The following is a 23,394-nucleotide window of genomic DNA, read 5'->3' as shown; positions in this document are numbered from 1 at the left end:
CTCGGCTCGACCGTGTGCGGTCTATCGCAGTCGCGGTCCGCGAATGCGCAGGGCCGCACTCGCCGCAACATGAAACCGCGCGCGGCAATGCGCAACGCGAAACCGCTCGCCCGGACTTACGAGCCGATCGAGTCGCCGCCACGAGCGGCGGTCGTCGTCACGCGTGGGGGCATCGTGGAGAGCCAGCACGCGATCCGCTTCGTCGTCGCCGAACCGACCGGCAAGATCCTCGGATCCGCAGGCGACATCGACGCGCCCACGTTTTTGCGTTCATCCGCGAAGCCGCTCATCTGCGCGACGGTCGTCCGCAGCGGCGCCGCCGACCGCTTCGGCTTCACCGACGTCGAGCTCGCGGCGGCTGCTGGGTCGCATAGCGCCGAAGCTTACCATATCGAGGCCGTCCAAAGCATGCTCGCCAAAGCCGGCCTCGACGAGTCGGCGCTCCAGTGCGGGCCGCATCCGCCGGCGCACGAGCCGAGCGCCGCCGCGCTCGCGGCTGCCGGCGAGCGTCCGCGCTCGATCCACAACAACTGCTCCGGCAAACATGCTGCGATCCTCGCGCTCGCCGCCCATCTCGGCGCGCCGACGTCGGACTATCTGTCTGCGTCAAACGCCGCCGAAGCCGCGATTCTCGAGGCGTGCGCCGAACTTTTCGACGTCGACCGGTCGGCGATGGTCGTCGGCGTCGACGGTTGCGGTATCCCCGTCGTAGCGGTGCCCCTGCGCAAGAGCGCGCAGCTCTACGCCCGCATCGCCGACCCGAGCGCGCTGCCTGCAGGCTGGAGGAACCCGATCGAGCGCGTCCGTCGCGCGATGGTCAACAATCCGGCATACGTCGCCGGCACGGGGCGCTTCGACACCGACCTCATGCGCGCGACTTTCCCGAACGTCGTCTGCAAGGGCGGTGCGGAAGGCTTCCACGCGTCGGCATCGATCACGCGCAAGGTCGGCATGTGCGTCAAGGTCGCCGACGGCAACTATCGTGCGGTGTCGCCCTTCGTCATCGAGCGGCTTCTCGAACTTGATGCCATCGACGAAGATGCGGCCACGCTCCTCGAGCGGCACCGCCGGCCGGCGGTCAAGAACCACGCCGGTGCGATCGTGGGAGAGATCCTGGCGGTCTAGTCGTTCGAGTACGCGAGCTTCCCGTCGACGAACGTGTGCGAGATCTGATGACGCCGGTCCCAAACCGCGAGGTCGGCGCGCATGCCTTCGCGCAAGCTGCCGACTTCGTCGTCGAGCGACATCGCTCGCGCGGGTGCCCACGTGGCGCATGAGACCGCCTCGGCGAGGGGGATGCCCGTCGCCGCCATGAGGTTACGCACCGCGCGGTCGAGCGTCAGGTGGCTGCCGGCGATCGTGCCGTCGCGGTCGCGCACGACGCCGCCGTCTTCCGCGAGGCCCTCGCGCACCGGCATGTGATCGGTCGTCAGTATGAGGTTGACGTTCTTCAAGCGATAGAGCAGCGCGAGGTGTTCGGGCGCGACGTGGACGCCGTCGGCGATGACTTCGCAGAACGCGGCGGCGTCGAGCAGATATGCGCTGAGGATCGTCGACGCTCGCTGGTTGATCGGCGGCATCGCGTTGAACGCATGGGTGAGGATGCGGTAGCCCTCTCCGATCGCGGCGTCTCCCATCGCGCGCGTCGCGGCGGTGTGCCCGGCGGCGAGCGTGACGCCGCGACGGCGCAGTTCGGCCGCGGCACGCGGTGCGTCCTCGATCTCGGGCGCCATCGTGACGCGGCATCTTCCGGCTGTCCAGGTGTCGAGAAGCGCTTCGATCATCGCAGGCGTCGGCGCCAGTATCCACTCTTTCTTGTGAAAGCGCCGGTATTCGGTGCTGAGGAACGGGCCTTCGAAATGAACGCCGAGCGGTCGCGCTCCCGACGTCGGAACGCCGACCGTCTTGTACGTCTCGCGCGCGGCTCGCAACATCTGCTCCCACGGAGCGGTCATGATCGACGGCAGAAATGACGTGACACCATGCTTCGGGCCGCCGGACGACACGGCTCGAACGGCTTCGGCCGGCTCGCGATTGAACCACGACGTCGACCATCCATTGATATGGAGGTCGACGAGCCCGGGTGTGATCGTGCTGCCGAAGGGCAGCTCGACGTCGATGTGCTGCGGGCCGTCCTCGAGCGATGCGATACGGCCGTTTTCGACGCCGACGCATCCCTGGAAGGTCGTGCCGTCTCCGACCGCGATCGTGGCCGGGCCGATGATGAGCATGCTCGTGCGGCCTTTCGTTGAGTGCCGTGTAGCGGTCGAGCTTTAGCTCGACCGCCGTGACCTTTCCTCGAGTGAGGGGCGGTCGTTCCGGTCGAGCTGAAGCTCGACCGCTACAAAGTAATGCTACCCGCGGATGATCTTCAACACTTCGTCGCGTTTCTTTTCGAGCAGCTCGCGGCTGTCGGCCTCGACGTTGAGGCGCAGCAGCGGCTCCGTGTTCGACGGCCGCACGTTGAACCACCACTGCGGATATTGGATGGTGACCCCGTCGAGGCGGTCGATCTCGCCGTCCGAGTACGCGGCGACGAGCTCCTCGAGCTTTTTCGGCACGTCGACGACCCGGCTGTTGATCTCGCCGGACCGGAAACGGCGGTCGAGCGGCGCCAAGAGCTCGCTCACCGGTTTGTTCTCGCGCGAGATGAGCTCGAGCACGACGAGCAGCGCGATGAGGCCCGAGTCGGCGAAGTAGTGATCGCGGAAATAGAAATGGCCGGAGTGCTCGCCTCCGAAGACGGCGTCGCGCTCGCGCATCACGGCCTTGATGATCGAGTGCCCGACGCGCGTGCGCACGCCGACGCCCCCGCGTTTGCTGATGAGCTCCGGTACGCCGCGCGAGCAGATGAGATTGTACAGGATGGTCGCGCCCGGGTGGCTGCGCAAGAGCATATCCGCGACGAGCGCGGTCACCATATCGCCGCCGACGAGTTCGCCATGCTCGTCGGTTATGAAGACGCGATCGGCGTCGCCGTCGAACGCCGCGCCGAGGTCCGCTTTGCTCTCGCGAACCGCACGTTGCAAATCCGCCATGTTCTCAGGCTCGATCGGGCTCGCCGGGTGATTCGGGAACGAACCGTCGAGCTCGAAATACAGCGGGATGACCTCGACCGGCAGCCGCTTGAAGATCGCAGGCACGATGAGGCCGCCCATGCCGTTGCCGCAATCGATCGCGATGCGCAGCGGCCGGATCGTGTCGAGGTCGATGAACGACAAGCAGTGTTCGACGAAATCGGGCAACACGTCGCGCGACGTCATCGTTCCGTGCCGCCCGGCCGACTTGAATGCCCCGTGTGCGACGATATCGCGGATCGCGAAAACGCCGGTCTCCGCAGACAGCGCGATCGCGCCTTCTCGACACAGCTTGAAGCCGTTGTATTGCTTCGGATTGTGCGATGCGGTGATCATCGCGCCGCCCGGATATCCGAATTTGCCGACGGCGAAATACAGCTCGTCCGTGCTCGTCAGGCCGAGGTCGACGATGTCGGCGCCTTGCATCATCACGCCGCGCGCGAACGCATCGAAGAGCGGCTTCGACGACTCGCGCATGTCGCGCCCGACGGCGACGGTCGACGGCCCGACGTGATCGACGAAGGCGCGCCCGATCATCTCGGCGACCCGCTCGTCGAGCTCGTCGGGGTAGGTCCCTCGGATGTCGTAGCTCTTGAAGATCCCGAGGTCGATCGGTCGCGACGTCATTTCGCCAACTGAGCGGGCAAGAAATACTTGAGATAGACGATCACCGCGACGACCGCGGCGAGCATCACCAGCAAGCGCCACAATTTGGGGGGCTTATCCATAGAGGCGCGGGGTTCGCGCACAGCGAGCGGCTCGCCCTTCACGGGGCGTCCGATAGAGCCCGCACGGGCTAGAGATCGAGGTAGTAGTACGCGTCGCAGGGCGGATGCGATTCACCCGGCGACAGCCGCCAGCCGGTCGTCTCGTACAGATGGATCGCTTCCTTGAAATACGTGCGCGTATCGAGCGCAAGCCGCTTGTACCCGCGTTCGTGCGCGGCGGCGACCGCCCGTTCGAGGAGCGCACGACCGATGCCGCGGCCGCGAAAGGCTCGATCGACGAAGAACTTCGAAAGCCAACCGACGGGGCCCGCGCGGGGCGCCACCATGACGCAGCCGACCGCGACGCCGTCGACATCTGCGACGAACGCGTCGATCGGCTCGGGGTCTTGGCCGAACGTCATCACATCCTTGTCGTGATCGTGCGGTTCGGGCTCGACGCCGTACGCGCGCAGCGTGTCGAACACGAAACGTCGCACGGCCTCGCCGTCGCTCGGCGTGGCGCGGCGGATGACCGCCTTCGCGGACGCGCTATTCATACGTCGATGTGGCCCTCGAGATACGGCGCGACGTGTCCGGAGATGAAGACGCGATCGCCCGAGAGCTCGCACCAGAACTCACCGCCGCGCGCGCTCACTTGACGAGCGCGCAGCTTCGTCTTGCCGAGGCGCTCCGCCCAATACGGCGCGAGCGTGCAATGCGTCGAGCCGGTCGCCGGGTCTTCCGCGATGCCGTAGTTCGGCACGAAAAAGCGCGACACGAAATCGACGTCGTCACCGGGCGCCGTCACGACGATGCCGTGCGGGTGGATCTCGCTGACGAGAGCGAAATCCGGCGAGAGCGAACGGACGTCGCGTTCGGTGGGGAAGACCGCGAGCAGCGCCGTCGCCTCGAACGTCGCTTCGGGTGCGGAGCCGAGCGCCTCGCGGATGCGAGCCGGCGGAGCGACCGGCTTGGCCGGGAGCGACGGAAAATCGAGCGTCAAGCGTCCGTCAACTGCGCTGACGCGCAGCGGGCCGCTCTTCGATTCGAACGAAACACGATCGCGGCCGGGCCGCAAGTAGTTGAAGATGACGAATGCGGAAGCAAGCGTCGCGTGTCCGCATAGCCCGATCTCGTGGAGCGGTGTGAACCAGCGGATCTCGTAGTCGTCGCCTGCCGGAACGAAGAACGCGGTCTCGGCTAGGTTGTTCTCCGCTGCGATCGCCTGCATCTTCGCCTCGTCGAGCCACGTCGGAAGGGGACAAACGGCGGCTGGATTGCCGCCGAATGTCGTCGAGGTGAAGGCGTCGAGCTGGTAGATCGGGAGCTTTTGCCGATCAAAGGTCGTGGTAGAGGTAGAACTCATATGGATGCGGCCTCACTTTGACTTCTTGGATCTCTTTGGTGCGCTTGTATTCGATCCACGTATCGACGAGGTCTTTGCTGAATACACCGCCTTCGAGCAGAAACGCATGATCTTTCTCGAGCGCCGCGAGCGACTCGTCGAGACTGCCGGGAACCGATTTGATCTTCTTCGCCTCGCGGGCAGGCAGTTCGTAGATGTTCGTGTCGAGCGGACCGAAGCCGGCCTTCACCGGGTCGATCTTGCGCTTGATGCCGTCGAGGCCGGCCATGAGCATCGCGGAAAACGCGAGGTACGGGTTCGCCGTGCAGTCTGGCGGACGGAACTCGATGCGCTTGGCTTTCGAGAAGCGCGGGCCTTTGAAGAAGATGGGGATGCGGATCGCGGCCGACCGGTTCCCCTTCGAGAACGCGATGTTCACCGGCGCCTCGTAGTGCGGCACGAGCCGCTTGTACGAGTTCGTCGTCGGTGCAGAGAAGGCCAAGAGAGCATCGACGTGCGTCAACAGCCCGCCGATGTAGTAGAGCGCGAGCTTCGATAGCTCGGCGTAGCCCTTCTGATCGTAGAAGAGATTCGTCTTACCCTTCCAGAGGCTTTGGTGGACGTGCATGCCCGAGCCGTTGTCGCCGAAGAGCGGCTTCGGCATGAAGGTGACGGTCTTGCCGTACTTGCGCGCGACGTTGCGCGTCACATACTTGTAGGTCATGACGTTGTCGGCCTGAGTGACGAGATCGTTGTAACGGATGTCGATCTCGGTCTGGCCGGCGGTCGCGACTTCGTGGTGGTGCATCTCGACCGGCACGCCCCACTCGCCGAGCGCAAGGACCATCTCCGAGCGGATGTCCATGTGCTTGTCCGATGGGGCGACCGGGTAGTAGCCTTCCTTCGGCCGCAGCGTGTACGCCATGTTCGGCGCGTCGGCGCTGCCCGAATTCCAGTGACCCTCTTCGGAATCGATCTGGTAACCGCTCATGTACGGCAACACATCGAAGCTGAGATGGTCGAGGATGAAGAACTCGAGCTCGGGCCCGAAGTACGACACGTCGGCGACGCCGGACTTCTTCAAGTGCGCGGCGGCGCGCTTCGCAACGCCGCGCGGATCGCGCGGATACAGTTTCTGCTCGCGCGGGTCGAAGACATCGCAGACGAACGAGACGGTCGGCACCGAGCAAAACGTGTCCACCCGCGCCGTCGCCGGGTCGGGCAGCAAGACCATGTCGCTTTCTTGGATCTCTTGGAAACCGCGAATGCTGGAACCGTCGAAACCGATGCCGTCGGCGAACTCGCCGGCACCGACCGTCTCGGCGGGCACGGACGTATGCTGCCACATGCCGGGCATGTCGATGAATTTGAAATCGACGATCTTGGCGCCGCTTTTCTTGATGAAGTTGAGCGCGGTCTTCACCGGCGATCCACTTGCTGCCACGAAAGCCTCCTCTTCACACCTGTTGACCGATGTGCTAGGCGGCTACGTGACGCGCGTGCCGGCCCATTTGTCCGGGTGTCGGAGCGTGAAGACGAGGCCTTGGACTCTTGTCGGAACTAGGCTGTGTATAACCCGGTGGGCCTGTTCATAACTGGCAGCCGCGACAGAAGTAAGTCGTCTCGCCGCCCGAATGGATGCTTGATATGCGATGGCCGCAGCGCGGGCACGCGGTCTTCTTCTTGGCATGGATGCGCATGAACGACCGGTCCTGTTTGTGGAGCGGATGTTTGCCCGCGGCGTATTGCGACCGCACGGTCTCGACCGCGTGGCCCAGCGTCGATCGCATCATGTCGTACAGGGTGCGGCGTTCGTCGGGCTTCAGCGTGCTCGCGCGGCGCAGCGGTCGGATCCGCGCCGCGTACAGGATCTCGTCGGAATACGCGTTGCCGATGCCGGCGACAAATGCTTGATTTCGAAGCGCGTTCTTGATCTCGCCGCGATGTCGTTTGAGCCGGCGTTCGAATTCTTCGAAGGTGAGCGCCGGGTCGAGCGCGTCGGGTCCCATATCGGAATACGACTGGATGTCTTGCGCCGGGTCATCCGTCAAGTAGACGCGTGCCATTTGGACGGCGTCGAGAAAGCGCAGGTCCATCGCGCCCGTGAGCTGCAGCGTGAAGCACGTCGACGGCAGCTCTGGCGCAGCACGCGTGCAGAAAGCGAATCGTCCGCCGAGCATCGGATTGACGATGAGGCGCGTGCCGCCATCCTTGAAAGCGAACTCGAGGAATTTACCGCGCCGCTCGACGGCCGCGAACTCACGGCCGGTCAGATCGCGGGCGAAATCGGCCGGCGGATAGCGGAGAACGACTTGCCGTCGCGGGTCGACGGCGACGGCGATGATCGAGCGGCCCGAGAGATACTCGGTGAGCTTGACGCGCAGCAGTTCGAGTTCGGGAAGCTCGGGCATGCGCGCGCGGCTGCTCGCCGCCTACTGTATCTGGATCGTGGTCGAGATCTGTTGGTTCTCCACGACGGTGACGTCAGACGATCCCTTTTGGCCCGCCGTGACGGCGGTGATCGTCCAGTTCCCGACCGGGAGCCGGAGCGGGTTTGTGCAGATCCCATCGGCGCCGGTCGTGCACGTGTACGTGCTGCCCGCGCTGACAAGTGCGCCGCTCACCGGCTTGCCGGTCGTCCCGTCGACGACGGTGACCGCTACGGTGCCGTAGTTCTGTACGCCGATGTTGTTCGGGTTCGGGCACCCGCCGAGCGCGATGGCGGCGATCAGCGCGGCGATACCGAATATCTTTCGCATGAAGTTTTCTCCGGAGATGCGGCCCCGGCGACCGCTTCGCGCGGGCCATCGGCACACCTCTGACAGTGACCTGAGGGTCGTTGCACCCGTTCTTTGGGAGCGGTATACTAAGTCACGCAGGACGGGCATCGGGGATTGGTGGAGCCTACTAACTATATGAACGACCGCCTCACGCCATTCGTCGCCGCGGCCGCGCTGCTCACCGTCAGCGGCCTCATGGGGACTCCCGCCGAAGCCCGCTCGTCGACGTCGTCGACCGCCTCCCCAGCGCCCTCGGCCTCCCCGCAAACATCGGCGTCATTGCTCGCCCAGGCCCAGCTCGATGCCGCCAGCGGCCGCAACCAACAGGCCCGCGACGAGGCGGCGCAATCGGTCGCAATGGATCCGACGAACATGGCGGCCGAAAGGCTCCTCGGCGATGTCGAATATCGTCTCGAGCATTACTCCGCTGCCGAGGCCTCGTACAAGATCGTCCTCGCGAACTCGCCGTCCGATCGCGACGTGCACAACCGTCTCGGCGGCGTCTACGTCGCGGAAAACCGCATCGACGACGCGATCGCGCAGTTCAAACTGAGCTTGCCGTCGCAAGAGGGTATGCTCAACCTCGTCGAGGTCTATAAAGAGGAAGGCCGGCTCAAAGAGCTCGAGGCGCAGGACGAGCTCGATATGGATCGCTCGCCGTCGGATGATCCGATCTCGCGCTTCGAGCTCGCGACCGTGCTCGACGCGGAGAAGCGCTACCCGGAGGCGATCAGCCTATACAATCAGGCCATCCAGCTCAACCCCAGGTTTTGGGAAGCGCACAACGGGCTCGGTATCGTCTACGGCGAGGTAGGCCGCTTCACCGACGCGATCTCGCAATACAAGATGGCGATCAACGCGCAGGGGAGCTGCTTCCAGTGCTGGATGAACTGGGGCGTCGAGCTCATCAACTCGGGCGACCCGAAGTCGGCGATCGACAAGATCCAGAAGTCGCTGACGATCAACGGTCAATTCGGCATGGCCTATATGAATCTCGGCGTCGCGTACGACGCGCTCGGCGATTCGCAAAGGGCGATCGAGCTCTACGACCAGGCGATCTCGTTCGATCCCCACGTGCCGCAGGTCTACTACAATCTCGGCTCCGATTATTTCGAGCACGGGTTCATGAATCTCGCGTATGCGGCATATATCAAAGGCATCGCGATCAATCCGCACGACGCGATCCTGCACCTCGCGCTCGGCTATTACTATCAGAACCGCCGCGAGTACGATCAGGCGATCGAGCAGTACAAGCTCGCGATGACGTACGACCCGAGCGATCCTCGCGCGAAGGACTATCTCACGCAGGTCGAGTCGCTAGCCGGTCACTGACGCGCGACGGCGATCGCGTCTACCTCGAAGAGCGAGCCGCCGGGCAGCGCCGATACGCCGACGGTCGTGCGCGCCGGCCTGTGCGTTCCGAGGAAGCGCTCGTATATCGCGTTGACCGCGCCGAACGCCGACATGTCGGTCAAGAAAAACGTCACCTTGACGATGTCGGTGACATCGAGGCCCGCCGCGGTCAGGACCGCGCGGATGTTGTTGAGCGCCTGGTTCACCTGCGCGTCGAGGCCTTCGACGACTTTCCCCGTCGCCGGATCGAGACCGACCTGACCGGCCGTGAACACGAAGCCCGCGGCGACGATGGCTTGCGAATACGGGCCGACGGGGTTCGGAGCGGACGCGGTGGAAATCGAGCGAAGCGGCACGGGCGGCGTTCCTTTCGGATGATAGCGGTGAAACGGAGCGCGACGTTCGGGCGCCGGCGTGTAAAACCTTGAGGAAGATGGGCGAGACGATGGACGAAGTCGAGATATTCACGAAACCCGGCTGTCCGTATTGTGCGGCGGCGATGGCGGATATGCGGTCGCGCGGCGTCACATTCCGGCAGCGAGACGCGGCCGGCGACCGCGAAGCGCGGGAAGCGCTGCGTCGCCTCTCGCCGCAGCTGCGCGTCCCGACGATAGTGTCCCCGAACGGAACGGTGACCGTCGGCTTCGACGGTTATTGAACCGTCCACGAATGACCGCGTGCCGGTCATCAATCGCTAGCCTGCTCCTGCCGATACTTCATATGAGGGGCGGTTCGAACCGCCTTCCTATGATATGCAGGATGCCATCTCGACTTCGACGCGGACCCAAGAACAACGCTGGCTGATGTCCGGCGCGCTCTTAGCGCGTTTCATCTTCATCATCGCCGGCACCATTCTCATCGCGATCCTTCAATGGCCGTATCCGACATGGCTCAAGGGCGTCGCGATCGCCGTCCTCGTCATCCAAGGCGGGATCGCCGCACGCTGGCTGCAAGCATCGTCGACCCAAGAGCAGATCCGCTCGCTGTCTCGCGTGCTGCTCGTCGGCGACCTGCTCGTCACCGCAATTCTCGTCTACCTATTCGCGCCGCTCTACCATGACGTCTGGGCGTTCTTTCTGCTGCTCGTCGTGTTTGGCGCGACGCAGGACCGCCAAGGTGCGGCGATCCCGACCGCGGTCGTCTCGGCGATCGTCGTCATCGCGGCGTTTCTGTGGCCGGCGTATCCGCCGACCGTCATCGTCAGTTGGATCGACGTGCTTATCGACGTCAGCATCATCGGTCTCATGGCCGCCGGCGTCGATGTCATGTACCGATCGATCGTCTCGCGAAGCGCGTCGCTTCTCGCCCACTCCGACGCGATGCGGGAGATCGCCGACGCGCAGACGTCGCGGCGTGCGGAATTCGAAGCCCAGGCGGACGGCATGCGCAAGGTCGTCGAGCTGGCGATCACGCTCATGCGCGAGCGCGAACTCGCGCCGCTGCTCGACCGCATCCTCGAGGCGACGGTCCAGACGTTCGGCTTCCACTGCGGCTCGATATTGACCGCGGAGCGCGACCGTCAAGTGTTCGCGTATCGGTCGGCGTTGGGCTACGCGCCCGAGCAGATGCGGCGGCTCATGGTGCGCGAAGTGCCGTTCGCGCAGGCATACATCAAGCTCGACGAGCGCTTCTTGGTGCGCCCGTCTGCGTACTACGCACCGATCGAGCGGCAATCGTGGCATACGGACCCGCTCTCGTGCTACAGGCCCGAAGCGATGCTCGTTCCGCGCGAGCGAAAGGGCGCTTGGCATGAAGCCGATACGCTCTTGTTCACTTTGACCTCCTCGAGCGGCGAGATCATCGGCTTGCTATGTCCGGATGCGCCGATCGACGGACAGGTGCCGTCGGTCGAGACGCTCGGCAACATCGCTATGTTCGCGCGCATCGCGGCGTCGGCGATCGAGAATGTCCACTTGGGGTCGATCGAGCCGCAGCGCGAGGTGATGCAGCGCGTCGCGAAGATCCTCGATCTGACAGCCGCGATCTTCGTCGAGCGTGACCTTGACAAGCTGCTCCACCGCATCATCGCGGTCATGCTCGAGAGCTTTGGCTTCAACGCAGGCACGATCTTGCTGCGGCGATCCGGCAGCGACTCGTACGTGCGCCGTGCGGCCGTCGGTTTTCCGCGCGAGGTCGAGGGGCGTGAGGTGAGCGGCGCCGACCTGCGCGAGATGATGAACGAGCGCACCCTCGTGCGCGAGACGTTCTACTACGCGCCGATGGAACTCAACGTCGCGGGCGGCGTCACGCGCGATCCGAGCCGCGCGGTGCTTCCGCGCGTCGACTCGGGCCAGTGGCACGAGAACGATATCTTGCTATTCCCGATCTTCAACTCGAACGGCGAGCTGATCGGCGTTCTCACACCGGACGATCCGAAAGACCGGCGCGTGCCGGCCTACGAGATCATCCAGGCGATCGAGGTGTTCGCCCGCATCGCCGGCCTCGCGATCGAGACGAACCTCATCCGCAACATGGTCGGCAAACTGTAAAGGGTGCCCGGGAGCGGTCGAGATTTATCTCGACCACCGCGGCCTTGCAAGAGCTAATGTGGTATGTCGAGCGAAGCTCGGCATTTGACTAGTAGAGCGGAATCGCCTGACCGTACGACCTAATGACGACGGTGCCCGACACATGCTGCAATTTTCGTGCCGGCGGTACCGAAGGATTCAACGCGTAAGTCCTCCCATCGAATGGGATTTCGGACTCATAGCAGTTGATGATTCCGCCTCCGCAAACGAGGACTGCGATATCGTGCCAGCCGTGAGACGTCTGGCGGAGCATGTAGATAGGAGGCCGCGTGATCGTAGTCCGACTCATCATCCGCCAATGGTCACCATCTTTCACCATGACGAACAACATGCAACCCCCGCTACCGCAGTAGCCGCTGCCGATCAGGTAGACGAGCGCCGTCGAGGCCCCATCCTCGAGTCGAGGGAACGCGACGATGAACTTCATCGACTTGCGATCCGTGGGCGGGATCGGGCCGACAAACGTCTGGATTTGACGTCGAATAGCCGCCTCGTCTGCTGAAGGGGTGGCGTGGATATCGGCGACCGAACCGCAAGGAAACGTCAACGCCGCAAATGCCACCAATGTTGCGAGGAGCGCTTGACACAGCTTCACAGCGTCAAGTACGCGTCGAGTTCCCACGGGGTCACCTGCGTCCGGTAGGACTCCCATTCCGAAAGCTTCGCCTCGCGGAACCGGTGGTAGCTGTGGTCGCCGAGCGCCGCGCGGGTCACCGCGTCGGCGTCGAGCGCGACGATCGCCTCTTGCAGCGAAGCCGGCAATTGATCGATCCCGAGATCCGAGCGCTCGTCCTCCGGCATCGTCGAGACATTGAGGTCGACGGGGTCGCCCGGCACCAGCTTGCGGCGGATGCCGTCGAGCCCGGCCTTGAGGATGCATGCGAACGCCAGATACGGATTGCACGACGGATCGGGCGACCGCAGCTCGACGCGGACGACCCCGCCGCGCTCGTCGGGCACGCGGACGAGCGAACTCTTCGCGCGCTGCGACCACGTGACGAACGACGGCGCGTCGTAGCCGGGCACGAGGCGTTTGTAGGAATTGACCGTCGGATTCGTGATCGCCGTGAAGCCTCGCGCGTGCGCGAGCAATCCGCCGACGTATGCCAAGCCGATCTCGCTGAGGTTCGCCAACGTCCCTGCCGAGAGAAACGCGTTCGCGCCGTCGCCGGCCGTGAAATATTGCGACACGTGCAGCCCGCTGCCGTCGCGATGGAGCAGCGGCTTCGGCATGAACGTCGCGTTGAGGCCGTGCCGAGCGGCGATCGTCTTGACGACGACGCGAGCCGTCGCGACGCCGTCCGCGAGAGCGAGCAGGTCGGTCACCGCAAGATCGATCTCGTGCTGCCCGGGCGACACCTCGTGATGCGTCGCCGAAACGCGGATCCCCATGTCCTCGAGGGCCAAAGCGGCATCTCGGCGCGCGAGGTCGCCGCGGTCCATCGGGCTCAGATCGAAGTACGACCCGGTGTCGGTCGTCGCGACCGGCGATCCGCCGCCAGCCGGCGTTTCGAAGAGGAAAAACTCGAGTTCCGCGGCGGCGCGGACTCCGTAACCGAGCGCCACAGCCTCGTCAAGCGCTCGGCGCAGAGTGCTGCGCGGGCAGCCCTCAAACGGCGATCCGTCCGGGTTCTTGACGTCGCACATGAGCCGCGCTTCGACCGGCGCGCCCGGCGCGGTCGGAAGGACGGCGAACGTCGCCGGATCCGGCATGAGGTACATGTCGGCTTCTTCGAAACGGACGAATCCTTCGATGCACGATCCGTCGAAGACGACGTTTCCGTCGAGCGCGGCGTCGAGTTCTTTCGCCGGGATGGCGACGTTCTTCGTGACGCCGTGGATGTCGTTGAACTGCAGGCGGACGAATTGGACGCCGAGCTCGCGCGCCCGCTTGGGGATGTCGCGTTTGGTCATGGCAAGCCTCTGTCGTCGTCCGAGTGCATCTGCCTGATGGCGAGCGCGGCGCGGACGCCGAGTTGGTCGTCGGGGTTATTGAGGTCGACTTTCAAGATCTGCGCGATCTGGTTGAGGCGGTAGAAGATCGTGTGGCGATGGACCGAGAGCCGTTCGGCCGCCTCCTTGACGTTCTCCCCGACCTCGAAGAACAGGCGCAACGTCTTCAACAACTCCGTCTTGTGTTTACGATCGTACGCGACGAGCGGTTCGATCGTCGCGTCCGCAAAACGTGCGAACGAATCCCGATCGGCGCCCGCATGGAGCAGCGCGTGGATGCCGAGCTCGGCGTACGTCGTGACGCTGCCGCGCCCGCGAAGCCGTCGGCCGAGAACGAGTGCTTGGCGCGCTTCCTTGAACGATTGGGCGATGTCGAGCGGATCGGCGTGATGCGCGCCGATCCCGCACGTCACGGACCGAGCGACGGCTTGCGCCGGCAGATCCCGCACGGCGTTCGCCGCGGCTTGACGCGCGCGGGCGACATCGGCTTGGTGCCTGACCCCGAAGAGCACGAGTACGTGGCCGCCCGCGGGAACCGGCGGACACACCACGTCGGTCGAGGCGAGCGCCTGCGCGATCGTATCGCGGACGGCGGTCGGCGATGCGCCTTCGACGTCGAATAAGGCGGCGACGTACGACGGTGCGAGCGTTATGGAGGCTGCGGCCGCATCGTCCTTCAGCGCCGCCGAATCGGCATAGCCGCCGCCGAGCACGCGATCCCAAAATGCGCGCCTCGCCTGCGACTTGCCCGCGCCGCGCCGTACTCGCTCGACGCCCGCAGCGCCCGCGACGACGCGCAACGCCGCCGATACTGCCGACGCGGGCTTGCCGGCGACGAACACGGTGACGTATCCGGCGACGCCGTCCGCATCCGGCGCGCCCGGCATCGGCGCGCAGAACGCGGTGATTCGTTCGTCGATCTTCGCTCGAGCGACGGCGCCGTCGGCTCCTTGCGCGATCGGCGCACCACTCCGAAACGGCGCGAACGACGCAGGCAGCGCCCCCGTCGCGCCGGCACCCTCGGCCAGCGCGAGATGACGCCACTGCTCGTCCTCCATGAGCACCGATCCGTCGACGGCGTCGGCGAGCAATTGTGCGAGCGCCTTGATGCCGCCGCCGCCGGTGATGACACGGGCGGCGCGCTCGGCGAGCTGCGCGATCTCGTCGGCGGTCATGATCCGGTGCCCGTGACGAGGAAGAACAGGTACACCAGCGTCGCGGCGATGACGCCGGTTGCCGTAGCCCATGCGATGATGTTGAAGACCCGGCCGTTGACGTGCTTGCCCATGAGCGACTTATCGTTGATGAGGATGAGCATCGCGATGACGACGACAGGCAAGAGCATGCCCGAGATGACCTGCGACCAGAAGATCATCGTGAGCAGCGGCGCATGAGGGAAGAGGACGGGCAGCGCGCCGAGCACGATGATGACGAGATAGAGGGAGAAGAAGATGGGCGCTTCCGCAAACCGCTTGTCGACGCCGGACTCGAATCCGAACGCTTCGCAGACCGTGTAGGCCGTCGACAGCGGCAGCACCGATGCCGCGAAGAGCGACGCGTTGAGCAAGCCGATCGCGAATAGCAGCGACGCGTAGCGGCCTGCGAGCGGCTCGAGCGCCGCGGCGGCCTGGCCGGCATCGTTCACGACGACGTGATGGACGAAGAGCGTCGCGCCGCATGCCACGATGATGAAGAACGCGACGATGTCGGTGACGAACGAGCCGAGGACGACGTCGACCTGCGAGTAGCGCAACTCCTTCGGCTTGACGCCCTTTTCGACGACCGAGGATTGGATGTAGAACTGCATCCATGGCGCGATCGTCGTGCCGATGACGCCGATGAACATCGCGAGATACGCCGGCGCGAACGAGATATGCGGCGAGATCGTCGCGCGCAGCACGACGGGCCAATCGGGTTTAGCGAGAATCCCGGATACGATGTACGTCAGATAGACGAGGCACGCGGCGAGGAAGACTTTTTCGACGACCTTGTAGTTGGCGCGCAAGACGAGCAGCGAGACGATGAGCGCGGCGACGGCGACCGCTACGAGGCGGCTGATGTGCAGCACGTCCGCGCTCGAAGCGATGCCGGCGAATTCGGCGACCGTCGTGAACTGGTTGCACAGCGCGAGCAAGATCATGACGACGAGCGTGATGCGCACGCCGAAGCGCTCGCGTATGAGATCCGCGAGACCCTTGCCCGTCACGACGCCGAGTCGGATGCACATCTCTTGGATGACGATGAGCGCGACGGTGATGACGACGATGAGCCACAAGAACTCGTAGCCGAAATTCGCGCCGGCGAGCGAGTACGTCGCGATGCCGCCGGCATCGTTGTCGATGTTCGCGGTGATCATCCCCGGGCCGACGATGGACAAGAACATCAAGAGCGTCCGGAGGAGATTCGGACGCTTGGACTGACGCGCGGTGTCGACCGTCTCGACGGCTTCCAAGACCTACCGCGGCGCTTTCTGCGACTTCGACCGCGACTTTCCGACGCGGCTGAGCATGCGCCGGAGCTTCTCGGGGAGCAGGACGTCGATGACGTCGTCTACCGTGACGATGCCGTGCATGCGGCCGTGCTCGTCGACGACCGGAACCGCGAGGAAGTCGTAGCGGGCGATCGTCGTCGCGACCTCTTCCTTGCTCGCTTCGAGCGGCACGTGGACGACGTCGTCGACCGCGATTGCGTCGACGGGCGCGTCGAGGCGCGCGGTGATGAGATCCTTGAGCGCCACGACGCCGACGATCTTCTCATCCGGCTCGAGCACGTATAGATAATAGATGAGTTCGGCGTCTTCCGCCGCTTGACGGATGTGATCGAAGGTCTGCGCCACGGTGAGGCCAGGCGGGATCGAGAGGTACTCCGTCGTCATGAGACCGCCGGCGGTCTCTTCGTCGTGCGTGAGCAGCTCGCGCACGTCTTTCGCCTCGTCGGGCTCCATGAGGCGCAGGATCTGTTCTTGCTTCTCGGGCTCGACCTCGCCGAGGACGTCGGCCGCGTCATCCGGCGACATATTCTCGATGATGTCGGCGGCGCGATCGGGCGAGAGATCCTCGAGGATCGAAAGCTGCGTGTCGGAGTCGAGCTGCTCGAACGCGTCCGCGGCCGTCTCTTCGTCGAGCGAGCCGACGAGCGACGCCTGGTCTGAAGCGTTGAGCTCCTCGATGATCGACGCGAGGTCGGACGGGTGGATGCGGTTGATGAGCTCGCGCGGGACTTGCAGGCGTATCGCCTCGCCGGCCGCATCGCGATGGAGCGGCTGCACAGCATCCCACGAGATCAGCGCCGGCCGCAGACCTGGTTTCGTCACGCGCCGGAGCCAGGCTTGGCCGAGACCGCGCAGTCCGAGGCGGCGCAAGAGTCCCGAGATGCCGATATCGACCGCGATGAGGCGCAGCGTCTCGCCGGTCGTCGCAAGGCGCGCGTCGTTGACGCGAACGACCTTACGGCCGTCGACGTCGACGATCTGCTTGTCGAGCAGTTCCTTGTTGAGGAGCAGTTCGTTCGGGGAGATCGACGAGTCGGCCGGGTCCTTCGGCGCCGCCGTAAGGACGGTCACCCGTTCGTCCATCGAGGCGATCTCCGAGGCCGGCGCGTAGCGCAGCTTGCCGCGCGATTTCACGTAGACGCCCACGACCGGAGGATAGGCCTCGGCGGCGTCGACCGCGATATCCTCGACCCGCCCGATGCGCGTGCGAGCGCCGCCGGCCGACAGCTCGACCGGTCGTCCGCATAGCTCGCTGACGAACGCTTCGACGGGTTCCACCGCGCACGCCCTCCTCTAGCGCCATTGTACTTAATAAACCAGCGCCAGGGCAAGCCACCGTCGCTATTGTCATGCCCCGAAGGGCGAGTCGATTTTCTCGATTAGGGAGCGGTCGAGATTCATCTCGACCGCCGCGGTCAGGCTTCCCTGATCGCTTTGTCGAGGACCGCGATAGCACGATCGATCTGCTCGCGCTCGACGACGAGCGCCGGCGTGAAGCGGATCGCGGAGAAGCCGCACGGCAGCAACATGAGTCCGTGCCTGAAGCAGCCCTCGAGGACGCGGTCTCGATGGGCCGGATCGGGGGTCCGAGACTTTCGATCGACGACGAAATCGATCGCGAGCATGAGGCCTTTGCCCCGAACGTCGCCGATCGCCGGGAAACTCTTCTGAAGTTCGAGCAGGCGATCGAAGAGATATGCGCCGAGCTCGGCCGCGCGGTCGACGAGGTGCTCCTCCTCGAAGACGTCGAGCGTCGCCTTGGCGGCCGCCAGCGCGATGCCGTTGCCGCCAAACGTGTTCGAATGCGCGCCCTGGACGCCGAAGTCGAGGTTCGCGTCGAGCACTTGCGCCGCAACCGCGACGCCGGACCCGAGGGCCTTGCCGATCGACGTGCAATTCGCCGTGACGCCGTGATGCTCGATCGCGAGCATCTTGCCGCTCTTGCCCATGCCTGCTTGCACTTCGTCGTCGACGTACGGGATGCCGTAGCGGTTCGCGATGTCGCGGACGATCTGCACGAACTCCGGCGGCGGCACGATGTAGCCGCCTTCGCCTTGGATAGGCTCGACGAAGATCGCCGACACTTCGTCCGGCGGTATGAGCTGCTTGAAGTAGAGCTCTTCGAGGATGCGCGCACACCATATGTCGCAGCTCGGGTATGTCATCTTGTACGGACAGCGGTAGCACGTCGCAAAAGGCACGTGATGGACGTCCGGCATGTTCGGCGTGAAGCGCGCGCGCTGCGCGATCTTGCTCGCGGTGAGCGCGTTCGCACCCATCGTCCGCCCATGAAACGCACCGATGTAACCGATGAGGCGCTTGCGCGTCGGGTTGTTCCACCGCGTCGCCTTGATGGCGGCCTCGTTCGCCTCGGCGCCGCTGTTGCACAGGAAGACTTTTTTTCCGGCCGTACCCGGCACGAGACGCGCTAGACGCTCCGCCACTTCCGCCGCGAGCGGCGAATAGAAGTCGGGGCTATTGATGAAGAGCCATCGCTGCGCCTGATCCGCGATCGCCTGCGCGACTTTCGGGTGCGAGTGGCCGACGGCGGCGACCATACCGCTCGTGAAGTCGAGGAAGACGTTGCCGTCCACGTCCTCGAGCAAGAGGCCCTTCGCGGTCTTCACGGCGACCGGTGCGGTCTTCGTGCCGGTCGTCATGAGCGCGGTTTCGCGCTTGACGACTTCGGCTGCGGCCGGACCGGGAAGCTCGTAGTCGGGGATCTGCGAACGCGTTTCGAGCATGATACATGCGTCTTTCCAGCCGCTGAATGAACAATCATGCCGCCGCGCCAAGTGGCGGACGTGGACCGTCGTATGGACGTCGCATCTCGCGCAGCACGCGAGGCGGGCGCGCTGCTCCGTTCGATGCTCGGGACCGAAATGCACGTCCGTTCGAAGGACGTCCGGACGAATCTCGTCACCGACGCGGACACGAAGAGCGAAAAGCTCATCCGTTCTATCCTCTCGGAAGCCTTCCACGGCGAAGCGTTTCTCGGCGAAGAGACCGGCTCGAGCGGCGATCCGAGCCGCGGCCGCTGGATAGTCGATCCGCTCGACGGCACGACGAACTACGCGCACGGTTATCGATGCTTCTCGGTGTCGATCGCCTTCGAGCGCGAAGGCGTCGTCGAACTCGGCTGCGTCTTCGACCCGATGGCAGACGAGCTGTTCTCGGCGGAACGCGGCAGCGGCGCGACGTGCAACGGCGGTCGGATACGCGTTTCATCGTGCGACGACGCAAGCGCCGCGATGCTTGTCACCGGTTTTCCCGCGCATCGAGTCGACGATCCGCTATCGAATATCCATCCGTTCGGCGACTTCTTGCAGATCACACGCGCGATACGGCGCGATGGATCGGCGGCGCTCGATCTATGCTACGTCGCCTGCGGCCGCTTCGACGGATTCTGGGAACCTGGTCTGCACGCATGGGATGTCGCGGCAGGTGCGCTCATCTGCACGGAAGCGGGTGGACGCGTCAGCGGCTACCGCGGCGAAGCGTTCTCGCTCGATGGCGGTCGACTCGTCGCCAGCAATGGCAAGATCCACGATCGGATGATCGAGGTGGTCGCGAAGTATGCGTGATCGCCGCGGCGCAGTCCGCGCGATCGGATGTGCGGTGCTCGCCGCTGGAGCCGGGAGTCGCTTCGGCGCGCCGGGTGAAAAGCTCGTCGCGATGACGGCAGGCAAACCGCTGGCACAGCACGCGATCGACGCAGCCGCTGCGTCGCGCGCTTCGTGTTGCAGCCTCATCGTGGGCGCGGCCGTCGATCGCGTTCTCGCCGCGGTCGATCCGCGACGGCTGGCGGTCTATTCGAATGATCGGTGGGCGACCGGGATCGGTTCGTCGATCGCGCTAGCAGCGGCGACCCACGCGCACGAAGACGCGTTCGTGCTCATGCTCGCCGATGCGCCGCTCATCAACGTCACAGATATAGACGCGCTGATCGCCGCCTGGCTCGACAATCAAGATCGCCCTGCGGCATTGCGAAGCGGAAGCGTGTGGGGCTCGCCCGCGATCTTCCCGCGATCGATGTACGCCAAGCTCGCCCGCCTGAGCGGCGATCGAGGCGCGAAGGGTACGGTCCTGAACCGCGATCGCGTAACCCTCGTCGATGCATCGACCCCCTCGGCGTTCGCCGACGTCGATCGCCGCCGCGACCTTACCCGCTTGAGCGCATCGCGAACGAAGTGAATCCGCCCGTCTCGGGTTCGTCGATCGTCTCGACGCTCACGACGCGCGCGCCGGGCGGCCCATTTTCACAATAGGCCCGAAGGGCGAGCAGGCTCTCGGGATCGCCTTCCGCGACGCATTCGACCGAGCCGTCGTGGCGATTACGGACCCAGCCGACGAGGCCGAGCGACCGAGCCTGCTCGACGACGGACGCCCTGAAAAATACGCCTTGGACGCTCCCTCGTATGATCGCATGTAGACGGCCCATGGACGGCCCGAGGTTTCGTCGCCGCGCTGGGCCAAATCATCCCAGTCATGAGTTTCTTGGACGCGCTGTTCGGCGTTGGGAAGCGCCGAGTCAACCGCGCGGCGTTCAGGCGTCCCCGCGCTTCCAAACGCATCTCTATGGAAGAGCGCGCCGATCTCTATCGCGCAAAAGATCAGAGCAAGAACACCGTCATCATCTACGATCTGTCGGTCGGCGGCGCGCGCATCTCGTCGGAGCAGCGTTTCGCGCGAGGCGAGGACCTGACGCTTACGATCGCCGCGGGGCGCGGCGCTTCATTCACCCTCGGGTGTTCCGTCATCTTCGCGCGCCAGAAGCCTGGTCGCATCCATAGCGACTACGGTGTCCAGTTCGTGCGCGTCAGACCAGGAGACCTAGAACGGCTGGGCACGTTCGTCGCCGCGCGCGACGACGCGCGCCACACGGCCGCAGCGTTCATATGAACTGGATGTGACGTCACAATTCCGCGGCATGGGGTGTCCTATGTTGCGATGGGAATCTTCGACGGTCTCAACGCGCAAAAAAATCGCACATCGCGCTCGAGCGCACGCATCCCGGTCGAAGTCCGTGTCGATGCGCGTCTAGCGCGCGACGGTGCGGTCCATTCGGTTTTGTTGGAAGATCTCGCCGCCGGCGGCGCGCGCATCTCGACACCGATGCGCCTGACGAAGAGCGACGTCTTGACGATCATCGTCGAGACGGCATACGGCGTCAAGATCCAGGCGGTCTGCCGCATCGTCTCGATCCGGCCGCGTCAAGGTCAACTTCACATCGATTACGGCGTCCGCTTCGTCGGGCTGCGCGATCAAGACGCAGAAGCGCTGCGCCGCTACGTCGCGGCGCAACTCCGCCTCAAGGCCGAGGGCGGCGTCGCCTACTCGTCCGCGCGCTTCCGCTAGGCCGTCACACCGCCCGCTCCGCTTGACGTTCTTGCAAATACTGATGCACGAACGCGATCGCCATACTGCCTTCGCCGACGCCCGCCGCGACGCGCTTGATCGATCCGGCGCGGATGTCGCCCGCGGCGAATATTCCGGGAACCGACGTCTCGAGCAGATGCGGCTGACGCTCTAGCTCCCAGGAGCCGGACTTGCTCGCGTCCGCCCCGGTGAGCACGAACCCGCGCGAGTCGCGAGCGATCTCTTGCGGTAGCCACGACGTGTCGGCGTTGGCGCCGACGAAGACGAACAGTGCGGCCGCCGCACGGCGGGCGATCTTCCCCGTCGCGTGGTCGACGACGTCCACCGCCTCGAGGTGATCGTCGCCATGGGCGTCCGCGACTTCCGATCGCAGCTCGACGCTGATATTCGGTTTCGTCCTCATCTCCTCGATAAGGTAGTACGACATACTCTTCTCGAGCGCGTCGCCGCGGACGAGAAGCGTCACCGAACGAGCGTGATTCGCGAAGAAGAGTGCGGCCTGACCCGCCGAATTGCCGGCGCCGACCAAGAAGATGTCTTGACCTTGCGTCGAGCTCGCCTCGCTCCGTGCAGCGCCGTAGAATACGCCTCGCCCAGTGAAGCGGTCGCATGACTCGACCGCGAGCCGGCGGTACGTGACGCCCACAGCGATGATGATCGTACGAGCGCTTAGGCGGTCGCCGCCGTCGAGCTCGATAACTCGAGACCGAGGGTCGACGCCTGTCACGTCGCGAGTCACGACGATCTCGGCGCCGAAACGTCGAGCTTGCCTTAGGGCTCGGCTCGCGAGCTCATCGCCGGAGACACCGACGGGGAAACCGAGATAGTTCTCGATCCGTGACGACTGCCCGGCCTGACCGCCCGGCGCTTGGCGCTCTATGAGCACAGTGTTCAACCCCTCAGATGCCCCATACACCGCCGCCGCCATGCCGGCGGGTCCGCCGCCGATGATGACGACGTCGTACTCGCGTCCCTTCGGCGCGATCGACAAGCCGACAGCTCTGGCGATATCGCGTCGCGATGGGGCGACGGCAGTGGATCCGTCGCGAAGCCGAACGACGGGATACGGACCGGTTGCCGCTTCAGCGAGCGTCGCAGCACTCGGATCGTCGGGAGTGACCGATGTGTACGCCACTTGATTCCGATGGAGAAAGTCGCGAAGCTCGTGGCCTTTCGGATCCCATCGCGGAGCGACGACCATAAGCTCGGGAGCGCTCGGTTCGGACGCGACATCCTGTAGACCGCCGATCCGATCCAGCGCAGATGCTCCAACCCTCGCGGAAACGGCCGGTGACGAAGCGGCGAGCGCGTGGTAGTCCTTCGGCTCGATGCTGATGACGCGCGACGGTTCTCCGGCCCGCAAGCTCGCGGCGAACGGCACGTTGAGTGCGATGGGGACTTCGCCGAAGAAGTCCCCCGGCCGGCGGACACCGATGACGCGTTCGATGCCGTCGACCGTTTTGAGGACCTCGCCGCGCCCCTCCAAGACGATGATGAGCGCGCGACCCTCACCTTCGTGGGCGACGTATTCGCCCGCGAGAAGTCGGATGTCAGCGACAGCATTGGCGAGCTGCTCGAGATCGCGGTCAGCGACGCCTTCGAAAAGCGGAATAGTGCGCAGCTCGGCGATCGTGACCATGAGCGGAACCTCGGCGTAAATGCGAATAGAACGGAGGGGGTAGGATTCGAACCTACGGAGACTTGCGCCTCAACGGTTTTCAAGACCGCCGCGTTAAACCGCTCCGCCACCCCTCCGGGCGGACCGCCGTCTTAGACGACTA

General features: G+C 64.8%; 24 protein-coding genes and 1 tRNA gene. 8 read left to right on the top strand and 17 right to left on the bottom strand.

The genetic code is table 11. The features are described 5' to 3' along the window. The first annotated feature begins 87 nt into the window (after positions 1-87). Positions 88-1,125, top strand: coding sequence for an asparaginase (locus VFO25_07760; GenBank protein ID HET9342792.1), 1,038 nt, complete (start codon positions 88-90; stop codon positions 1,123-1,125). Here the strand turns inward: VFO25_07760 and VFO25_07755 are convergent. From VFO25_07755 to VFO25_07725, 7 genes are all read right to left on the bottom strand, one after another. Then, the gene (locus VFO25_07755; GenBank protein ID HET9342791.1) at positions 1,122-2,231 is read right to left on the bottom strand and encodes an amidohydrolase family protein; all 1,110 of its coding nucleotides are present in this window, start codon (positions 2,229-2,231) and stop codon (positions 1,122-1,124) included. The genes VFO25_07760 and VFO25_07755 overlap by 4 nt on opposite strands. 123 nt (positions 2,232-2,354) lie before the next feature. Beyond that, positions 2,355-3,704: a hypothetical protein gene (locus VFO25_07750; GenBank protein HET9342790.1), complete on the bottom strand. Its 1,350-nt coding sequence runs from the start codon at positions 3,702-3,704 to the stop codon at positions 2,355-2,357. Positions 3,705-3,873: 169 nt separating this feature from the next. Next, the gene (locus VFO25_07745) at positions 3,874-4,341 is read right to left on the bottom strand and encodes a GNAT family N-acetyltransferase (protein ID HET9342789.1); all 468 of its coding nucleotides are present in this window, start codon (positions 4,339-4,341) and stop codon (positions 3,874-3,876) included. Beyond that, positions 4,338-5,150 (bottom strand): PhzF family phenazine biosynthesis protein, encoded by an 813-nt coding sequence (locus VFO25_07740; GenBank protein ID HET9342788.1) that lies wholly within the window; start codon positions 5,148-5,150, stop codon positions 4,338-4,340. Before VFO25_07740 ends, VFO25_07745 begins: the two co-directional genes overlap by 4 nt. Beyond that, positions 5,122-6,573, bottom strand: a complete 1,452-nt coding sequence (gene glnA / locus VFO25_07735; GenBank protein HET9342787.1) for a type I glutamate--ammonia ligase — start codon at positions 6,571-6,573, stop codon at positions 5,122-5,124. The genes VFO25_07740 and glnA overlap by 29 nt, the downstream gene beginning before the upstream one ends. Positions 6,574-6,718: 145 nt before the next feature. After that, positions 6,719-7,540: a DNA-formamidopyrimidine glycosylase family protein gene (locus VFO25_07730; GenBank protein HET9342786.1), complete on the bottom strand. Its 822-nt coding sequence runs from the start codon at positions 7,538-7,540 to the stop codon at positions 6,719-6,721. A 21-nt stretch (positions 7,541-7,561) separates the two neighbouring features. Next, the gene (locus tag VFO25_07725) at positions 7,562-7,888 is read right to left on the bottom strand and encodes a carboxypeptidase-like regulatory domain-containing protein (GenBank protein HET9342785.1); all 327 of its coding nucleotides are present in this window, start codon (positions 7,886-7,888) and stop codon (positions 7,562-7,564) included. Positions 7,889-8,044: 156 nt separating this feature from the next. Between VFO25_07725 and VFO25_07720 the strand changes: the two genes are divergently transcribed. After that, positions 8,045-9,241: a tetratricopeptide repeat protein gene (locus tag VFO25_07720; GenBank protein HET9342784.1), complete on the top strand. Its 1,197-nt coding sequence runs from the start codon at positions 8,045-8,047 to the stop codon at positions 9,239-9,241. Here VFO25_07720 and VFO25_07715 read toward each other — a convergent pair. Further along, positions 9,235-9,618: a Rid family detoxifying hydrolase gene (locus VFO25_07715; protein ID HET9342783.1), complete on the bottom strand. Its 384-nt coding sequence runs from the start codon at positions 9,616-9,618 to the stop codon at positions 9,235-9,237. The two genes, VFO25_07720 and VFO25_07715, sit on opposite strands and share 7 nt — an antisense overlap. 77 nt (positions 9,619-9,695) lie before the next feature. On the opposite strand from VFO25_07715, the gene VFO25_07710 reads away from it, so the two are divergent. Together VFO25_07710 and VFO25_07705 are read left to right on the top strand one after the other, a co-directional pair. Continuing rightward, on the top strand, positions 9,696-9,920 hold the full coding sequence (locus tag VFO25_07710; GenBank protein HET9342782.1) for a glutaredoxin family protein: 225 nt from the start codon (positions 9,696-9,698) through the stop codon (positions 9,918-9,920). Positions 9,921-10,014: 94 nt separating this feature from the next. Beyond that, positions 10,015-11,751 (top strand): GAF domain-containing protein, encoded by a 1,737-nt coding sequence (locus VFO25_07705; protein HET9342781.1) that lies wholly within the window; start codon positions 10,015-10,017, stop codon positions 11,749-11,751. An 88-nt stretch (positions 11,752-11,839) separates the two neighbouring features. Here the strand turns inward: VFO25_07705 and VFO25_07700 are convergent, their stop codons facing one another. The 6 genes from VFO25_07700 to VFO25_07675 all read right to left on the bottom strand — a co-directional run bounded on the left by VFO25_07700 (position 11,840) and on the right by VFO25_07675 (position 18,978). Continuing rightward, positions 11,840-12,217, bottom strand: a complete 378-nt coding sequence (locus VFO25_07700; protein ID HET9342780.1) for a hypothetical protein — start codon at positions 12,215-12,217, stop codon at positions 11,840-11,842. A gap of 164 nt (positions 12,218-12,381) precedes the next feature. Further along, complete coding sequence (locus VFO25_07695; protein ID HET9342779.1) at positions 12,382-13,704, bottom strand: glutamine synthetase family protein; 1,323 nt, start codon at positions 13,702-13,704, stop codon at positions 12,382-12,384. Beyond that, complete coding sequence (locus VFO25_07690; GenBank protein HET9342778.1) at positions 13,701-14,918, bottom strand: helix-turn-helix domain-containing protein; 1,218 nt, start codon at positions 14,916-14,918, stop codon at positions 13,701-13,703. Before VFO25_07690 ends, VFO25_07695 begins: the two co-directional genes overlap by 4 nt. Beyond that, positions 14,915-16,195 (bottom strand): Nramp family divalent metal transporter, encoded by a 1,281-nt coding sequence (locus VFO25_07685; GenBank protein ID HET9342777.1) that lies wholly within the window; start codon positions 16,193-16,195, stop codon positions 14,915-14,917. Before VFO25_07685 ends, VFO25_07690 begins: the two co-directional genes overlap by 4 nt. Before the next feature lie 3 nt (positions 16,196-16,198). Then, positions 16,199-17,512, bottom strand: coding sequence for a CBS domain-containing protein (locus tag VFO25_07680; GenBank protein HET9342776.1), 1,314 nt, complete (start codon positions 17,510-17,512; stop codon positions 16,199-16,201). A gap of 137 nt (positions 17,513-17,649) precedes the next feature. Next, a complete protein-coding gene (locus VFO25_07675; protein ID HET9342775.1) occupies positions 17,650-18,978 on the bottom strand; it encodes an aminotransferase class III-fold pyridoxal phosphate-dependent enzyme in 1,329 nt (442 codons plus the stop codon). Between the two features lie 72 nt (positions 18,979-19,050). On the opposite strand from VFO25_07675, the gene VFO25_07670 reads away from it, so the two are divergent. Together VFO25_07670 and VFO25_07665 are read left to right on the top strand one after the other, a co-directional pair. Next, positions 19,051-19,818, top strand: coding sequence for an inositol monophosphatase family protein (locus VFO25_07670; GenBank protein HET9342774.1), 768 nt, complete (start codon positions 19,051-19,053; stop codon positions 19,816-19,818). Further along, the gene (locus VFO25_07665; GenBank protein ID HET9342773.1) at positions 19,811-20,428 is read left to right on the top strand and encodes a nucleotidyltransferase family protein; all 618 of its coding nucleotides are present in this window, start codon (positions 19,811-19,813) and stop codon (positions 20,426-20,428) included. The genes VFO25_07670 and VFO25_07665 overlap by 8 nt, the downstream gene beginning before the upstream one ends. Here VFO25_07665 and VFO25_07660 read toward each other — a convergent pair. Next, positions 20,397-20,675 (bottom strand): acylphosphatase, encoded by a 279-nt coding sequence (locus VFO25_07660; GenBank protein ID HET9342772.1) that lies wholly within the window; start codon positions 20,673-20,675, stop codon positions 20,397-20,399. The genes VFO25_07665 and VFO25_07660 overlap by 32 nt on opposite strands. Positions 20,676-20,722: 47 nt before the next feature. On the opposite strand from VFO25_07660, the gene VFO25_07655 reads away from it, so the two are divergent. Further along, positions 20,723-21,136 (top strand): PilZ domain-containing protein, encoded by a 414-nt coding sequence (locus VFO25_07655; GenBank protein HET9342771.1) that lies wholly within the window; start codon positions 20,723-20,725, stop codon positions 21,134-21,136. A gap of 48 nt (positions 21,137-21,184) precedes the next feature. Then, positions 21,185-21,592, top strand: a complete 408-nt coding sequence (locus tag VFO25_07650; GenBank protein ID HET9342770.1) for a PilZ domain-containing protein — start codon at positions 21,185-21,187, stop codon at positions 21,590-21,592. Between the two features lie 4 nt (positions 21,593-21,596). Here VFO25_07650 and VFO25_07645 read toward each other — a convergent pair whose 3' ends face one another. Then, positions 21,597-23,252, bottom strand: coding sequence for an FAD-dependent oxidoreductase (locus VFO25_07645; GenBank protein HET9342769.1), 1,656 nt, complete (start codon positions 23,250-23,252; stop codon positions 21,597-21,599). Positions 23,253-23,283: 31 nt separating this feature from the next. Beyond that, positions 23,284-23,368, bottom strand: a tRNA-Ser gene (locus VFO25_07640). Between the last annotated feature and the right edge of the window lie 26 nt (positions 23,369-23,394).

It is taken from the genome of Candidatus Eremiobacteraceae bacterium (assembly GCA_035710745.1).
Lineage (GTDB): Bacteria > Vulcanimicrobiota > Vulcanimicrobiia > Eremiobacterales > Eremiobacteraceae > JANWLL01.
The sequence above is the reverse complement of the archived record's forward strand: the minus strand, read 5'-3'. Positions and strand labels throughout refer to the sequence as shown.

Excerpts from the sequence above, each read along its gene's own strand:
- VFO25_07650 (HET9342770.1), top strand. The coding sequence starts at position 21,185 with ATGGGAATCTTCGACGGTCTCAACGCGCAAAAAAATCGCACATCGCGC.
- VFO25_07730 (HET9342786.1), bottom strand. The coding sequence starts at position 7,540 with ATGCCCGAGCTTCCCGAACTCGAACTGCTGCGCGTCAAGCTCACCGAG.
- VFO25_07710 (HET9342782.1), top strand. The coding sequence starts at position 9,696 with ATGGGCGAGACGATGGACGAAGTCGAGATATTCACGAAACCCGGCTGT.
- VFO25_07670 (HET9342774.1), top strand. The coding sequence starts at position 19,051 with ATGGACGTCGCATCTCGCGCAGCACGCGAGGCGGGCGCGCTGCTCCGT.
- VFO25_07700 (HET9342780.1), bottom strand. The coding sequence starts at position 12,217 with ATGAAGTTCATCGTCGCGTTCCCTCGACTCGAGGATGGGGCCTCGACG.
- VFO25_07655 (HET9342771.1), top strand. The coding sequence starts at position 20,723 with ATGAGTTTCTTGGACGCGCTGTTCGGCGTTGGGAAGCGCCGAGTCAAC.
- VFO25_07645 (HET9342769.1), bottom strand. The coding sequence starts at position 23,252 with ATGGTCACGATCGCCGAGCTGCGCACTATTCCGCTTTTCGAAGGCGTC.
- VFO25_07740 (HET9342788.1), bottom strand. The coding sequence starts at position 5,150 with ATGAGTTCTACCTCTACCACGACCTTTGATCGGCAAAAGCTCCCGATC.
- VFO25_07745 (HET9342789.1), bottom strand. The coding sequence starts at position 4,341 with ATGAATAGCGCGTCCGCGAAGGCGGTCATCCGCCGCGCCACGCCGAGC.
- VFO25_07755 (HET9342791.1), bottom strand. The coding sequence starts at position 2,231 with ATGCTCATCATCGGCCCGGCCACGATCGCGGTCGGAGACGGCACGACC.
- VFO25_07760 (HET9342792.1), top strand. The coding sequence starts at position 88 with ATGCGCAACGCGAAACCGCTCGCCCGGACTTACGAGCCGATCGAGTCG.
- VFO25_07725 (HET9342785.1), bottom strand. The coding sequence starts at position 7,888 with ATGCGAAAGATATTCGGTATCGCCGCGCTGATCGCCGCCATCGCGCTC.
- VFO25_07705 (HET9342781.1), top strand. The coding sequence starts at position 10,015 with ATGCAGGATGCCATCTCGACTTCGACGCGGACCCAAGAACAACGCTGG.
- VFO25_07720 (HET9342784.1), top strand. The coding sequence starts at position 8,045 with ATGAACGACCGCCTCACGCCATTCGTCGCCGCGGCCGCGCTGCTCACC.
- VFO25_07675 (HET9342775.1), bottom strand. The coding sequence starts at position 18,978 with ATGCTCGAAACGCGTTCGCAGATCCCCGACTACGAGCTTCCCGGTCCG.
- VFO25_07695 (HET9342779.1), bottom strand. The coding sequence starts at position 13,704 with ATGACCAAACGCGACATCCCCAAGCGGGCGCGCGAGCTCGGCGTCCAA.
- VFO25_07665 (HET9342773.1), top strand. The coding sequence starts at position 19,811 with ATGCGTGATCGCCGCGGCGCAGTCCGCGCGATCGGATGTGCGGTGCTC.
- VFO25_07750 (HET9342790.1), bottom strand. The coding sequence starts at position 3,704 with ATGACGTCGCGACCGATCGACCTCGGGATCTTCAAGAGCTACGACATC.
- VFO25_07660 (HET9342772.1), bottom strand. The coding sequence starts at position 20,675 with ATGGGCCGTCTACATGCGATCATACGAGGGAGCGTCCAAGGCGTATTT.
- VFO25_07690 (HET9342778.1), bottom strand. The coding sequence starts at position 14,918 with ATGACCGCCGACGAGATCGCGCAGCTCGCCGAGCGCGCCGCCCGTGTC.